Source organism: Niveispirillum fermenti (assembly GCF_052474395.1).
This window is the reverse complement of sequence record NZ_CP156681.1, coordinates 615,935-631,049: the sequence shown is the minus strand read 5'-3', so window position 1 is coordinate 631,049 and position 15,115 is coordinate 615,935. Positions and strand designations below refer to the sequence as shown.

The window sequence follows — 15,115 nt, the reverse complement described above, 5'->3', positions numbered from 1 at the left end:
TCGGGCTCAAAGTTTTGCGAGACATCACTCATAAAACATATTGTAGTTTCATGAGTGATCATTCATAAATCCTCCCAACGCAGATCCGGCCCCCAGCCGGACATCGGGAGGAAACATGATGCATCACCGCAGAAGTGTGGGCGGCTTGATCGTTGGGGCGCTTTTGGCGTCCAGCGCATCGGCCGTGGCCCAGAACGCGCCCGCAGCCAGCACCGACGAGCTGGTGGAAATCATCGTCACCGCGCAGAAGCGCTCCGAACGGTTGCGCGACGTGCCGATGTCGATCAGTGCGGCCACTGGCGACCAGTTGAAGCTGCAGGGCATCACCAACGCCGAACAGTTGGACAAGCTGGTGCCCGGCTTCACCTTCCAGCGCACCGTCTATGGCCTGCCGGTCTTCTTCCTGCGCGGCATCGGCTTCAACGACACCACACTGGGCGTCAGTCCCGGTGTGTCCGTCTATATCGACCAGCAGCCCCTGCCCTTTTCCGCCATGACGCGCGGCGCCATGCTGGACCTGGAACGGGTGGAGGTGCTGAAGGGCCCGCAGGGAACCCTGTTCGGGCAGAATTCCACGGGCGGTGCCATCAACTACATCGCGGCCAAGCCGACCGATGACCTGCAGGTGGGGGCGGAAGCGTCCTATGGCCGCTTCAACGCGCTGACGGGGGAGGCCTTCATCAGTGGCAACCTCGCGCCCACCCTGACGGGCCGTCTGGCCGTGCGGGGCGAGCGCCAGGATGACTGGCAGCAGGGCTACACCAACGGCGACAGTATCGGCAAACGGCGCTTCATCAACGGCCGCGCCACGCTGGCCTGGGAGGCGACTGACACTATCCGTGCCGAACTGGTCCTGTCCGGATGGCGCGACACGTCCGACACGCAACAACCGCAGACGGTGGCCTATACGCCGCTGGTGACGGGACCCACCGCCCGGCCCCTGCCGTTCCCGCTGGCCACCTTCCCCACGGCACCCGACAACCCGCGCGCTGCGGCCTGGGACCCGGGTGTCGATTTCGCCCGTGACGACCGGCTCTACCAGATCGCCGGCCGGATCGACGCCGATCTGACCGAGGATGTCTCCCTGTCGTCGCTCACCTCCTACGCGCATTATCGGCAAAGCATACCGCTCGACCTTGACGGCACCACATACCCCTCGGGACGCAGTGATGACCGGGGCCGCATCCGCACCTTCTCACAGGAACTGCGCCTGAACGGTACGGCGGGCCGGGGCGTGCGCTGGATGATCGGCGCCAATTATCAGGATGACAGCGTCTTCGAGCGCCTGGAACTCAACCCGCTGATCACGTCGGGCACGGCGGTCGGCCCCATGGTCTTCGACGAGGTCTTCGTCGACAATGATCAGGAGATCAAGTCGAAGGGGATCTTCGGCAGCCTCGATGTGCCGCTGGCGGACAGCCTGGTGCTGCAAGGGTCCGTCCGCTATACCGACCAGGATCGGGATTTCGGCGGCTGCGTCCGCGATACCGGCAATGGCCAGATCTCGGCCGCCCTCGGGCTGCTGGGCACATTGATCAGCGGTCAGCCGCAGACGGTGCCGCTGGGCGGTTGCGGCACGCTGGGGCCGGCCGGTGTGCCGTTGCCCCTGGTCACCGGTTCGCTGAACGAGGACAACCTGTCCTGGCGCGGCAGCCTGAACTGGAATGTCGACAGTAGCAGCCTCGTCTATGCCAATGTGACGAAGGGCTACAAGTCGGGCAGCTTCCCTACCCTGCCGGCTTCCGCCTCCGTGCAGCTTGCGCCGGTGCCGCAGGAATCCGTGCTGGCCTTCGAGGCCGGCACCAAGCTGGCTTTCGGTCGCGCCGTGCAGGTGGAGGCGGCAGCATTCTACAGCCGCTATACCGACAAGCAGCTTGTCGGCTTCCTGGTCGATCCCGTGTTCGGCCCGCTGCCCAGCCTGGTGTCCATCCCCAGGAACCATATCCAGGGCGGGGAGATCACGGCCACCCTGCGTCCGGTGGACGGGCTGATCATCGCGGCCAGCGGCACCTATGTCGACACGCAGGTCGATCGCAACCCGATCAATCCCACCGGCCCCTTCGGCACGCCGGCCGATTTCGAGGGCCAGCGCTTCCCCTACACGCCGCGTTGGCAGGGCAGCGTCGATGCGCAATACGGCTTCCCCGCCTTTGACGGGTTCGACGGTTTCATCGGCGGCACCCTGACCGCCCGCAGCAACACGACGGGCACCCTGCTCAGCGGTGATCCGGCCGTCGCCGCGCTGGAAGACAAGCTGAAGATCGCCGGCTATGCCCTGATCGACCTGCGTGCCGGGATCGAGGCGGAAGATGCGCGCTGGCGGCTTGAACTGTGGGGCCGGAACATCACGAACCGCTTCTATGTCGGCGGCGTGTCCCGCAATTCCGACTTCACCACCCGCTTCGCCGGCGCGCCCGCCACCTATGGCGTGACCCTGCGCTACCGGTTCCAGTGACATGGCCGGCAAGCGCAAGCGGACCGCCGGTTTCAAACCCAAGACCAGCCTTCCCATGGAGACCAGAATGTCGCTTACCTTCGATATCGCCCAGACCATCGTCAGCAACGCCGTCAAGGCCGGTGCCGGTCAGGGCGTGAATGTCGCCGTCGTCGTCGTTGACCGTGCCGGCCGCGTCGTCGCGTCGGGCCGCAGCGAGGCCGCCGGCTTCGTCAATCTGACCGTGGCCGAGCGCAAGGCCGTCGCCTCGGCCAGCTTCGGCGCGCCCACGCTCGCCGTGCTGGAGATGGTGAAGGGTGACCAGATCCTGCTGTCCTCGGTGATGGGCGAGACGAGCCTGTCCATCCTGCCCGGTGGCATGCCGATCACCCTGGACGGTCAGCCGGTGGGTGCGGTCGGCATTGCCGGCGCGCATTATTCCCAGGATCATGCCATCGCGGAAACCGTGGTCGGACGTCTGTCGCAGGACTGACGCGCGCTTTGCGGGCACCCGTCGGCGCCGTCCGGGCGCCGACTCCTTCCACCGTCTCCATGGGAGCAGCCAGCCATGAGCAAACCCGCCGATCGCCATGATTGTGCGACCACCGGCCCCCTGTTCAGCCGGAACAAGATGAAACTGGGCGTCTTCGGGCTCAACGTGTCGAGTGCCGGGGCGATCACCACCTCGCCCGACCGCCACCGCATCAGTTGGCCGCAGAATGTCCGTCTGGTCCGTATGGCCGAGGAGGCCGGCATCGAGGCTGCCGTGCCGTTCGCCCGCTGGCGCGGCTTCGGTGGTGCCACCAACCCCTGGGGCGAAAGCTTCGAAACCTTCACCTGGGCCGCCGGCCTGGCCGCCGTCACCAGCCGCATCGCCCTGGTCTGTACCGTCAACATGATGACGATGCCGGTAGTGGCCGCCGCCAAGCAGGTATCGACCATCGATCACATCTCCAATGGCCGCGCCGTGATGAATGTCGTGGCCGGCTGGATGGAAACGGAAATGAAGATGTTCGGCGTCGGTGCCCTGGGCCATGCCGAGCGCTATGCCCAGGGTGCCGAATGGATGGAGGCGCTGACCAAGCTGTGGACGCTGGACGAGCCCTTCGACCTGCATGGCAAATACATGACCGTCGAGGGTGGGTTCCAGCTGCCGAAATCGGTGCAGACGCCGCGCCCGCCCTTGATGAACGCTGCCTTCTCCGCCACTGGTCACGCCTTTGCCGCCCGCTGGGCCGACATCGCTTTCATCTCCCCCAATCCGGACAAGCCGGAAAGTGCCGTGGAGCAGGTGGCGGCGCTGAAGGCGAAGGCTGCCGAGCAGGGACGGGACATGCAGGTCTGGGTCGCCACCAGCATCGCCGGCGCGCCCACGTCGGAAGCGGCGCGCGCCTATGTGGAACATTACAGCGGCGCCCTGATCGACCGGGAGGCAGTGGAAAACTTCACCCGTCTGATGATGGGCGGCACAAACATGCCCGACGAACAGAAGGCCGTCATGCTGCGCCATGTCGCGGCCCATATCGGCGGCTATCCCCTTGTCGGTTCCTACCAGGAGATTGCCGATAAGATCGGTGCGCTGGCCGACGCGGGTGTTGACGGGCTCTGTCTGACCTGGATGGATTACGAGCGGGGCCTGCCGGACTTCATCGGCAATATCCTGCCCCTGATGGAGAAGGCCGGGCTGCGCCTGCCGGCCGGGACCGGAGCGGATGCATGATGGACTTCGCGGACAAGGTCGTCGTCGTTTCCGGCGGCATGGGTGGCATCGGCCTGGAGATATGTGAACTGTTCGGGGCGGCCGGTGCGCGCGTCGTCGCCGTCGACCGCCGCAAGGACAGGGACGGTTCTGTAGAGGGCGGCTTCCGCCAGCGCGGGCTGGACGTCCGCTTCCGGGCGGTTGATGTCACCAGTGCCCTGCAGGTGTCCACGCTGGGCCAGCATATCCGCACGCAGTACGGGCGGGCGGATGTGCTGATCAACAATGCCGGCATCCTCAGCTTCTCTCCGCTTCTGGCTGCCGATGCCAATGAATGGGACCGGGTGCAGAAGGTGAACTGCAAGTCGGCCTTCCTGATGATCCGCGCGATTGCCCCCCTGATGCAGGGGACCGGCGCCATCGTGAATGTCTCCTCCTCCGCGGCGCAGAAGCCGACGGCAAACACCGCCGCCTATTCCATCGCCAAGGCCGGGTTGCTGACCCTGACCCAGATCGCGGCGCTGGAGCTGGGGCCCGGCATCCGGGTCAACGCCATCTGCCCCGGCCCCCTGGACACGGACATGCCCCACAATTACCTGCGGGGCCATCCCATGAAGGATCAGATCATGCGGGACATGATCGACCGCACCGTGGTGAAGCGGCTGGGCCATCCCAAGGAAATCGCGAAAGCCATCGCGTTTCTGGCCGGCGATGCCGCCTCCTACGTCACGGGTGCCGTCCTGTCGGCTGATGGCGGCTTCATGAACTGAGCATCCCTCTCGTTTGAGCGGCGCGGGATGGACGGGGGCGAAGGCTCGTCTCCGAAGGCGGCCGGCTGCGCCCGAGGTGTGCCCGATCAGGAAAGGTCAAGGATATGGATTACGGTCCCCGGTCCATCGAAGAACTACGGCGTCTCCAGTTGGAGCGCCTGCGCTGGACCGTCGAACATACCTGGCGCAACGTCGCTTCCTTCCGTGCGGCCTGCGCGTCGACGGGGGTGGAGCCCACGGATATCCGCACCCTGTCGGACGTGGCGCGCCTGCCCTTCACAACGAAAAGCGACCTGCGGGCGGCCTATCCGTTCGGCCTGTTCGCGGTGCCGGAAACGGAGATTGTGCGTATCCATGCCTCTTCCGGCACGACCGGAACGCCGACCGTGGTCGGTTATACGAGGCAGGATATCGACACCTGGGCCGGGTTGGTGGCCCGCTCCATCCATGCGGCGGGCGGGCGGGCGGGAATGCGGGCCCATATCGCCTATGGCTATGGGCTGTTCACAGGCGGGCTGGGCGCCCATTACGGGGCGGAGGCGCTGGGCTGCACCGTCATCCCCATGTCCGGCGGGCAGACCGAGAAGCAGGTGAAGCTGATCCAGGATTTCCGGCCGGATATCATCATGGTGACGCCCAGCTACATGCTGGCCATCCTGGACGAATTCCGCCGGCAAGGCATCGACCCACGCAGTTCGTCGCTGCGCGTCGGCATTTTCGGGGCCGAGCCCTGGTCGGAACCCATGCGCCGGGAGATCGAAACCGCCTTCGACCTGACCGCTGCCGACATCTACGGCCTGTCGGAGGTGATGGGGCCGGGCGTGGCGCAGGAGGTGCCGGGCACCCCCGGCCTCACCCTCTGGGAGGATCATTTCCTGCCGGAGATCGTCGATCCGCAAACGGGCGAGCCCCTGCCGGACGGGGCCGAGGGGGAACTTGTCCTGACCTCGCTGTCCAAGCAGGCCTTTCCCATCATCCGCTACCGCACGCGCGACCTGACGCGGCTGCTGCCGGCCGACGGGCTGCCCTATCGCCGCCTGGCCAGGATCGTCGGCCGGTCCGACGACATGCTGATCATCCGCGGCGTGAATGTCTTTCCCACCCAGGTCGAGGAGCAGCTGCTGAAATGCGACGCCTTCACCCCGCATTTCGTCATCGAGATCACACGGCCGCAGCGCATGGACGAGGTCAGGGTGCAGGTCGAGCCGCGACCGGGGGTCGATGCCGCGCAGGCTGAACGTCAGGCAGCGGTGCTGGCCGGCCTCATCAAGGAGAATATCGGCGTCACGGCACGGATATCGCTGTGCCCGCCGGGCGGCCTCGCCCGCTCACAGGGCAAGGCGTCGCATGTGCGGGATCTAAGACAAGACCGGTGAACGGAAGGTTGGAGGGGGGGGGAACGATGGAGAACCAGGCATCGGTGCAGGAACGTCCTGTCTGCGACCTTCTGGTGGTCGGCTCCGGCGGCGGCGGCATGGTCGCGGCCCTGGCCGCCCGGCATCTCGGCCTGGATGTGATCATTGCCGAGAAGGAGGCGGTGTTCGGGGGAGCCACGGCGCGGTCCGGCGGCTGGCTGTGGGTACCGGGCAGCAGCCTGGCCCAGGCGGCGGGCATTCGCGACAGCGTAGAGGAGGCGCTGGCCTATCTCCGGCATGAGGCGGGTCCCTGTTTCGACCCGGCGCGGGCTGAGGCCTATGTGAAGGCGGCGCCGGAGATGCTGGATTTCATCGTCCAGAACACGCCCGTCCGCTTCACGCTTTTCAAGGAGATGCCGGACTACCACCCCAATGCCCCCGGTGCCAGCAAGGGTGGCCGCTGCGTCTATACGCGCGCATGGGACGGCCGGCCCCTGGGCAGGGACCTCCACCGCCTGCGCAAGCCGCTGAAATCCATGACGGCCTATGGCATGCAGATCGGCAACGAGGACCTGTCGACCTTCATCACGGCGGGCCGGAAATTCTCCTCGATGCTGCGGGTCATCCGGCTGCTGGCCGGCAATACCCTGGACAGGCTGCGGGCGGGACAGCCCACGCGGCTGACCAGCGGACGGGCGCTGATCGGCGGTCTGGCCGTCGCGGCGCTTGCCAAGGGCGTCCATCTGTGGACCGAAACGCCGGTCAGGCGCCTGATCATGGAGCAGGGGCGCGTCACCGGCGCGCTGGTGGAACGCGGTGGCCGCGATGTCGAAATCTGGGCCCGGCGCGGCGTCGTGCTGGCCACCGGGGGGTTCCCCCATGACACAGCACTGCGCAACCGCCTGTTGGGTGCCGACATGGGTGACGTGGCGACGAACAGTATCGCCTGGGGCTTGCTGCCCTACGGCAACACGGGCGATGGCATCCGCATGGGCGAGGCTGCGGGCGGGCGGTTCGACGACCGGGTGCTGGCGCCGATCGCCTATTCCCCGGTCACCAGGGCGGCCCATGACGAGGGCGACCTGTCGCCATTCCCCGTGTTCATCCAGCGCGCGGTGCCGGGGCAGATCTGCGTCACCCGCCGCGGCCGCCGCTTCATCAGTGAGGGCGCCTCCTACCACGACTGGGGTGCGGCCCTCCTGCGCGCGACCCGCGACGAGCCCGAGACGGCGGCCTGGTTCATTTGCGACAGGCGCTCGCTGCAGCGCTACGGGCTGTGCGAGGTGCCGCCGTCGCCAATGTCCCACCGCAGCTTTATCAGCTCGGGCTATCTGAAAACGGCCGGCACGATAGAAGAACTGGCCGCCGCCGCCGGCATCGACCCGGACGGACTGAAGGACACGGTCGATCGTTTCAACATCCATGCGCGCGAAGGGTGCGACCCCGAATTCGGCAGGGGTGAGAGCGTCTACGACATCGTGAACGGCGACCCGGACCACAAGCCGCACCCCTGTCTCGGGCCACTGGACCAGGGACCCTTCTTCGCGGTGAAGGCCACGGCGGGTTGCGGCGGCACGCATGCCGGTCTGGCGACCAACCACCATGCCCAGGTGCTCTCCATGGACGGTTCCGTGGTGCCGGGCCTGTACGCGGTCGGCAACGACGCGGCGGCCGTGACGGGCGGCAATATCGTCGCCGGCGGCATCACCATCGGGCCGGCCATGACCTTCGGCTATCTGGCCGCCCACCATGCGCATCATTTGGGTGGGGAGCGGCCGGGTTCACCAGGCTCGGCTGCGGGATCCCCCATGCCGAAATCATGCGCGACGTCACTGCGGCCCGGTTCCGGCAGGCCGTAATCTCGAAGGTCGTGTCATGACCGGCATCGGCAGGCGGGTCCTTGTCACGGCGGTGGCATCGGGCATTGGTGCCGTCATCGCGCGCCGCTCGTGCAAAATAGTATCAGCCCCCGTCGGCCGCGCGCACCAGGGCGGCCGTGACGGCCCGCCAGTCCGATGCCACACGTGGCAGGCGCGACCGGACCATCAGCAGGATGGCCAGGTCGCGTGACCTGTCCAGCCGGGGATAGGTGCCGAAGGCGCCGGGGCTGGAAATGACAGGGCACGACCCGTCGGCTGCCTGTGCCTCGCACCACAGGCCGATGCCATAGCCTTTCATGGCCGCCGCCGTTTCGGGTTGTCCGCGCCGGTCGGCGGTGCCGATCCGGTCGCGTTCCATCATGGGGAAGATGTCGGCCGGCAGGATACGCCGTCCGTCGCCGGCCAGCCCCTGGCGGGCGATCAGCAGAAGCAGGCGCTCATAATCGTCCGGGCTGGCGACCAGCCCACCCGCAACCCCCCATTTGTCGCCCCACCGGCAGGCGGGCGACAGACCCAGCGGGTCGGCGATCAGGCGCCGGAACAGACTGTTCCAATCGGCTCCGCCCGCCTGTTCGGCCATGAAGGCGGCCACCTGCATCGACACACCGGCATAGGCGAAGACCGTGCCCGGCTGCCCGATCATATCCATATCGGCCAGCTTCCGTGCCGCCGCACGCGGCGTGGGATAGCGGCGCTGCTGCATGACGGGTCCCGTGGCGGGCAGGGCGGAGGTATGGCTCATCAATTGCGCCAGTGTGATTCCGGCCTTAGGCCCTTCCCCGGCCAATCCGGCCTCGGCCAAACTGGTGTCCAGCCGCAACCGGCCCTGGGCCACCAGCGCCATGATGACGAGCCCCGCGATCCATTTGCTGGCCGATGCGACCTCCAGGGGCGTGGCGGGACCGATATCGCCGAAATAGCCGCGATACAGGACCCTGTTCCCGTGATGGGCGATGGCGGCCACCCCATTCAGCCCGTGCCGGCGGATGGCGGCCTGAATCTGTTCGGTGACCTGCGGCAGGTCGGGTGACAGCGGATCGGCCGGCATGGCCTGCGCCGGTGCGGCAGATACCGGGATGATCAGGGGCAGCAGACCGGCGGCAAGGCCGGTCAGGAACAGGCGGCGGCTGGGCATGGCTCTGGCTCCGGTGGTGGCACGGGATCGCGCTCCCGCCAACCTTCTACGCGGCCACCCCTATCCGCCCTGCACCGCGTCTGTGCATGAGAAAAGGCCGCCGGGTTGCCCCGACGGCCTTTCCACAGCTCAAATCCCTGAAAAGGGAAGCGGTCCGTAGGGCCTCAGCCCTCGGCCTCTTCCTTCTTCTTGGACATGTCCTCGCCGGTCGCCTGATCGACGACCTTCATGGACAGCTTGACCTTGCCGCGATCATCGAAGCCCAGGACCTTGACCTTGACGGCGTCGCCCTGCTTCACGACATCGGTGACCTTCGCCACGCGCTCGTTCTTCAGCTCGGAGATGTGGACCAGACCGTCGCGCGAACCCAGGAAGTTCACGAACGCACCGAAATCCATCACCTTGACGACCTTGCCGTCATAGACCTCGCCGACTTCCGGCTCGGCCACGATGCCCTTGATCCACTTGATGGCGGCGTCGGAGCACTTGCTGTCGACGGCCGACACCTTGACGGTGCCGTCATCCTCGATATCGATCTTGGCGCCGGTCTGCTCCACGATCTCGCGGATGACCTTGCCGCCCGAACCGATCACGTCCCGGATCTTGTCCTTGGGGATATTGATGACGGTGATGCGCGGGGCGTTGCCCGACACTTCCCCGCGCGCGGTGTTCAGCGCCTTGTTCATCTCGCCCAGGATATGGATGCGGCCTTTCTGGGCCTGCGCCAGGGCGACCTTCATGATCTCTTCCGTGATGGAAGTGATCTTGATGTCCATCTGCAGCGCGGTGACACCCTTCTCCGTGCCGGCGACCTTGAAGTCCATGTCGCCCAGGTGATCTTCGTCACCCAGGATGTCGGACAGGACGGCGTACTTCTCGCCTTCCTTGATCAGGCCCATGGCGATGCCGGCGATGGGGCGGGCCAGCGGGGCGCCGGCATCCATCAGCGACAGGGACGTGCCGCACACCGTGGCCATGGAGGAGGAGCCGTTGCTCTCCGTGATCTCCGACACGACGCGCAGCGTGTAGGGGAATTCCTCCTTGGTCGGCAGCAGCGGGTGGATGGCGCGCCAGGCCAGCTTGCCATGCCCGATCTCACGACGGCCCGGAGACCCCATGCGGCCGGCTTCACCCACGCTGTACGGGGGGAAGTTGTAATGCAGCATGAAGTTTTCGCGGTATTCGCCTTCCAGCGCGTCGATGATCTGCTCATCCTGGTTGGTGCCCAGGGTGGCGACCACGAGGGCCTGCGTCTCGCCGCGGGTGAACAGGGCCGAACCATGGGCCCGGGGCAGGATGCCCACTTCGGCCACGATGGGGCGGATATCGACTGTGGTGCGGCCGTCGATACGCTTGCCGGTGTCCAGCACCGCGCCGCGCAGCACGTCGGCTTCCACTTCCTTGAACATCTCGGAAATGGCTTCCGGCGCGAACTCTTCCTTCAGTTCGGTCTTCGCCTTGTCCTTGGCGGCGCCCACGGCGGCATACCGGTCCTGCTTCACCAGGATCGAATAGGCGGCCTTCACGTCGGCGCCGGCCACTTCCAGGATGCGGGCCTTGACGGCTTCCTTGTCGAAGGCCGGCGGGGCGATGTCGCGCGGTTCCTTGGCGCAGTCTTCGGCCAGGCTGATGATCAGGTCGATCACCGGCTGGAACTGGGCATGGCCGAACATGACGGCGCCCAGCATGATCTCTTCCGACAGCTCCTTGGCCTCGGACTCGACCATCAGCACGCCTTCCTGCGTACCGGCGACCACCAGATCCAGGGTGGCGTTTTCCACCTGATCGGCCGTCGGGTTCAGGATGAACTGGCCGTTTTCATAGCCGACGCGGGCCGCACCGATGGGGCCCAGGAAGGGCAGGCCGGAGATGGTCAGCGCGGCGGACGCGCCGATCATGGCGACGATGTCGGGATCGTTCTCCAGATCATGGCTCAGCACGGTGCAGACGACCTGCGTCTCGCAGCGATAGCCATCGACGAACAGCGGACGGATCGGACGGTCGATCAGGCGGCTGACCAGCACTTCCTTTTCCGTCGGCCGGCCTTCACGCTTGAAGAAGCCGCCGGGGATCTTGCCCGCGGCAAAGGCCTTCTCCTGGTAATTCACCGTCAGCGGGAAGAAATCCACGCCCGGCTTCGGCGACTTGGCGCCGACGGCGGTGCAGAGAACCACCGTGTCGCCATAGCTGACCATGACGGCGCCGTCGGCCTGGCGGGCGATCTTGCCCGTCTCGATGACCAGCTTGCGCCCACCCCAATCCAATTCCTTGCGGAACACCTTGAACATTGTATCGATCCTTCCATCCGAAACCCGTGACACCCCGGATTGGGCGCCGGGCCGGGGCCCGTTCGGACGGCCCCGCCTGTTTCTTGCCCCTTCGGCACTTCATGGGAGCGCTCCCCGGCGTGGGGTGCGCATGGGAAAACGGCCAGCCGGAAGGGGTCCCGGCTGGCCGTCCTCACCTTAATACTCTTCGCGGACCCTGACGGGTCATCCCCCTTACCCTGCCACCATCGGCGCCGCCATCGCCGCCAACACGCCGCCCCGGGCCGCGGTGACGGCCCTGTTCGCAGGTGGTTGCGGCGGTTGCGCGGACGCTCACGTAAATCATCACCTTCGTGCAAGCGGGTCGGGGAACGAACCGGTCCGGCCGGCCCTGCCTCAGCGGCGCAGGCCCAGGCGCTGGATCAGGCTGTCATAGCGAGCCTTTTCCTTGCCCTTCACGTAATCCAGCAGACGGCGGCGCTGACCGACCATCACCAGCAGGCCACGGCGGGAATGGAAATCCTTCGCGTGGGTCTTCAGGTGTTCGGTCAGGTTGTTGATGCGCTCGGTCAGGATGGCAACCTGCACTTCCGGCGAACCGGTATCGCCTTCCTTGGTCTTGTACTCTTCGATCAGCGCGGTCTTGCGCTCAGCCGTGATCGACATCGCATGTCTCCACTTGGATGATGTTGAGGATGAACGTACCCGGCACCGCAGGGGCGCCCTATCGACCGGGTTCCGGGCATCCGGAACGGGTACGCGCCCACGATCGTCGCGGGGCCGGGCCGGGATGTCGTCCAGCACGGTCCCGCACGGGCGGGCGTCGATATGTCGGGCAGGAATGCGCCATCCGTGCCGCGCGGTCAAGCCTTTCGGGCGGTATTTGCCCGCCGGCGCGGCATGGCTGACCTTAATTGCCGCTCAAATGGCGCGGGGCCACCCCTTTTGCGCTGCTTTCGGCTGACCGCAAGCAGCGCCGGCGCGTGATGAGGTGACAAGCCAGAGCCGCGTTCCCGGTCAACGGCAACATGTTCTAATTGCTGGTCGGCACCCAGGGGATACTGGCGAAGGCGACCCCCTCCTCCCGCAGGGCGTCCGCCTGCTCCTTGGAGGTCTCACCATAGATGGCCCGGCCTTCCACCTCGCCATAATGGATCTTGCGCGCCTCCTCGGCGAATTGCGTGCCGACATAATCGGCGTTCTTCTCCACCTGGGCGCGCAGTTCACGCAGGTGGCGCAGGATTTCCCCCTGCGCTTCCCTGACGGCATCGGGTACGGCAGGGGGCACGACACGGGGCATGGGCTGGTCCGGAACGGGCGTATCGGCCAGCGGTGCCGGATCGCGGTCGCGCGACCGCCCGCCCCTGGCGATGGCCGGGGCCATGGGGGCCTTGATCACCTTGTCGTCCCCGCAGACCGGGCAGGTGATGGCGTGTGCCGCCGCCTGGGCGTCATAAGCGGCACCGTTGCGGAACCAGCCTTCGAACCGGTGGTCCTGGCTGCATTTCAGGTCGAACAGGATCATGGGGCGATTGATGGTCCGTGTGATGACAGATACATGGCCCGTCCCGGCCCCGCGGGCAAGCCCATTGCCGCGCGGGGTGCCATGTCTGCTTGGTCTGGCGTGTGAAAACAGGTAGAAATGCACGATAGGCGCGCACAATCGCTACATGCCCCCTTTTATTAAGGGTTTGTCTTATTAAGGGTTTGTCCGTTTCCGGTCTGCCATCATCTGATGACGCGCGCGGCTACCATCCCCCTTCTGCCGTTGGAGGTACCATGATCCGCCCTGTCCCCATGCTGCTGGCCCTGCCATTGCTGCTGGCCGCCTGCCAGTCCACCAAACCTGTCGGGATGGCCGACCCCGTCCAGCCGGCCAAGCCCACCAAAACGGTTGCGCTGTCCCGGGATGGTGGCGCGTCGTCACGCACCGGGCCTGAAACGGCACTCGGTTGGGTCGACCGGGCGGATGCGGCGGGCCTGCGCTATGGTGATGCGCCGTTCCTGGTCCCGCGTCAGGTGGCGGGCCTGGACGTGTCGGGACGGCGGCAAAGCCCGGGGCGCGATATTGATGGTCTGGTGCAGTATGGCATCCCCAGCCAGGGAACCTGGGCGACCTTCTTCGTGTACAAGGCCAGCGCCTTCGATGCCGATCTGACGGTGATGACCAGCACCCAGGCGGCGGCCATCATGTCCGCCCCCGGCCGGCGACTGGTCGCGGACACCGCTATGCCCTTGCCGGGAGGGGATGGCACACCCGTGGTGAGACAGCTTCTATGGCAGGAGGAGGTGGGGCGGGCCAGTACGCTGGTGGCGCTCAGCGGTGGCGGCTGGGTCGTGAAGCTGCGCGTCAGCGGCCCCGACCGTGCCGCTGTGGAACAGGTGACCCAGGCGGCGCTGGCCGGCCTTCGTGTCGATCCTGGCACCAAACCCTCCCCTGTCCTGGCGGACGCAGCGCGGCCCAAGGCCTGCACCAGCGCCCAACAGGGGCCGGAAGCGTCCAATGTTGCTCTCGATATAGGGTCCACCATCATCGAGGGGACCATGCTGGGTTCTGGCGAACTTATCTCGACATGGCCGCCCGACCAGGAGGGCGACACCTGTATCGAGGTGGAGGGCAGGGAGGAGCGCCGGCCGTTCATTCTCCTGCGCCGACAGGATGCAGCGGGCAAGGCAACGGGGTGGCTGGCCCCGCTGGGTGATGCCGGCATAGCGCTTGAATGCGCGCCCGGCCTGGCCGGTGGCCTGGGGCTGGAGAATGTGCAGGCCCGGTATGTGATGCGCCTGCACGCGCCCGGTCGCGGCGAGATCGTGGCCGGTTTCGACGCCTTGCCCAACCGGGAGCAGATATTGAAGATAATCCGTCAGATGCTGGGCCCCCCCATTCCGCCCTCACCGGAGGCGTGAACCGCCAGGCGCGCGATGACAGGGCGGTTCAGATCGGGCCCGGTTTGCAGTAGCATCCGCCGCATGAGCCATGCCCTTCCCTTCGCCCCGCCTTCACCCTGGATCGTCCGTTTCGCGCCGCTGCTGCGGCCGGGGGGGCGCATGCTGGACGTGGCCTGCGGCGGCGGGCGGCACATGCGCCATTTCCTGGACAGGGGCCTGTCGGTCACGGGCGTCGATATCGACCTGCGCGGTGTCGCCGACCTGAAGGGGCCGGAAAGGGTGACCCTTGTGCAGGCCGATCTGGAGGGGCCGGATGGCTGGCCCCCCGCCCTGTCGGGCTTTGACGTGATCGTTGTGACCCATTATCTACACCGCCCCTTGCTGCCTGCCCTTGTCGCGGCTCTGGAACCCGGCGGCCTGCTGCTGTACGAGACTTTTGCCAATGGCAACCAGCGCCACGGTCGACCCTCCAGCCCCGCCTTCCTGCTGCGCGAGGGGGAATTGCTGCGCTTCGCCCTGGATCACGGCCTCCAGGTCGTGGCATTCGAACAGGGGGAGGTATCCAGCCCCAAGGCCGCCATCGTGCAGAGAATGGCTGCGATGAAGCCATCGGGGCCGGCCCCGGACCTGGACGGTGATCCGGAGCCGGTGGCATTGCCGGCGGGGTGACGGCACCACCAGCAGGA

Annotated in this window: 12 protein-coding genes; 8 read left to right on the top strand and 4 right to left on the bottom strand. The window is 66.6% G+C overall.

Going from position 1 to position 15,115, the window contains the following annotated elements; translation table 11 throughout:
* Positions 1-115: 115 nt before the first annotated feature.
* The 6 genes from ABC728_RS14385 to ABC728_RS14360 all read left to right on the top strand — a co-directional run bounded on the left by ABC728_RS14385 (position 116) and on the right by ABC728_RS14360 (position 8,117).
* Positions 116-2,455 carry a TonB-dependent receptor gene (locus ABC728_RS14385; protein WP_416619028.1) on the top strand — a complete coding sequence of 780 codons (2,340 nt, stop codon included), beginning with the start codon at positions 116-118 and terminating at the stop codon, positions 2,453-2,455.
* A gap of 67 nt (positions 2,456-2,522) precedes the next feature.
* Positions 2,523-2,927, top strand: a complete 405-nt coding sequence (locus ABC728_RS14380; protein ID WP_416619027.1) for a GlcG/HbpS family heme-binding protein — start codon at positions 2,523-2,525, stop codon at positions 2,925-2,927.
* A 75-nt stretch (positions 2,928-3,002) separates the two neighbouring features.
* The gene (locus ABC728_RS14375) at positions 3,003-4,154 is read left to right on the top strand and encodes an LLM class flavin-dependent oxidoreductase (RefSeq protein WP_416619026.1); all 1,152 of its coding nucleotides are present in this window, start codon (positions 3,003-3,005) and stop codon (positions 4,152-4,154) included.
* A complete protein-coding gene (locus ABC728_RS14370; protein WP_416619025.1) occupies positions 4,151-4,903 on the top strand; it encodes an SDR family NAD(P)-dependent oxidoreductase in 753 nt (250 codons plus the stop codon). Before ABC728_RS14375 ends, ABC728_RS14370 begins: the two co-directional genes overlap by 4 nt.
* Positions 4,904-5,007: 104 nt before the next feature.
* Positions 5,008-6,279: an AMP-binding protein gene (locus tag ABC728_RS14365; protein ID WP_416619024.1), complete on the top strand. Its 1,272-nt coding sequence runs from the start codon at positions 5,008-5,010 to the stop codon at positions 6,277-6,279.
* A gap of 26 nt (positions 6,280-6,305) precedes the next feature.
* Positions 6,306-8,117 (top strand): FAD-dependent oxidoreductase, encoded by a 1,812-nt coding sequence (locus tag ABC728_RS14360; RefSeq protein ID WP_416619023.1) that lies wholly within the window; start codon positions 6,306-6,308, stop codon positions 8,115-8,117.
* A gap of 103 nt (positions 8,118-8,220) precedes the next feature.
* Here ABC728_RS14360 and ABC728_RS14355 read toward each other — a convergent pair whose 3' ends face one another.
* The 4 genes from ABC728_RS14355 to ABC728_RS14340 all read right to left on the bottom strand — a co-directional run bounded on the left by ABC728_RS14355 (position 8,221) and on the right by ABC728_RS14340 (position 13,065).
* Complete coding sequence (locus ABC728_RS14355; protein ID WP_416619022.1) at positions 8,221-9,273, bottom strand: serine hydrolase domain-containing protein; 1,053 nt, start codon at positions 9,271-9,273, stop codon at positions 8,221-8,223.
* 164 nt (positions 9,274-9,437) lie between these two features.
* A complete protein-coding gene (pnp, locus tag ABC728_RS14350; RefSeq protein WP_416619021.1) occupies positions 9,438-11,561 on the bottom strand; it encodes a polyribonucleotide nucleotidyltransferase in 2,124 nt (707 codons plus the stop codon).
* Positions 11,562-11,936: 375 nt separating this feature from the next.
* Entirely contained in the window at positions 11,937-12,206 is a 270-nt protein-coding gene (gene rpsO / locus ABC728_RS14345; RefSeq protein ID WP_102112206.1) for a 30S ribosomal protein S15, read from the bottom strand.
* A 367-nt stretch (positions 12,207-12,573) separates the two neighbouring features.
* Complete coding sequence (locus ABC728_RS14340; RefSeq protein WP_416619020.1) at positions 12,574-13,065, bottom strand: DUF1178 family protein; 492 nt, start codon at positions 13,063-13,065, stop codon at positions 12,574-12,576.
* A 254-nt stretch (positions 13,066-13,319) separates the two neighbouring features.
* On the opposite strand from ABC728_RS14340, the gene ABC728_RS14335 reads away from it, so the two are divergent.
* Together ABC728_RS14335 and ABC728_RS14330 are read left to right on the top strand one after the other, a co-directional pair.
* Complete coding sequence (locus ABC728_RS14335) at positions 13,320-14,447, top strand: hypothetical protein (RefSeq protein WP_416619019.1); 1,128 nt, start codon at positions 13,320-13,322, stop codon at positions 14,445-14,447.
* 63 nt (positions 14,448-14,510) lie between these two features.
* A complete protein-coding gene (locus ABC728_RS14330) occupies positions 14,511-15,098 on the top strand; it encodes a class I SAM-dependent methyltransferase (protein WP_416619018.1) in 588 nt (195 codons plus the stop codon).
* Positions 15,099-15,115: the final 17 nt, after the last annotated feature.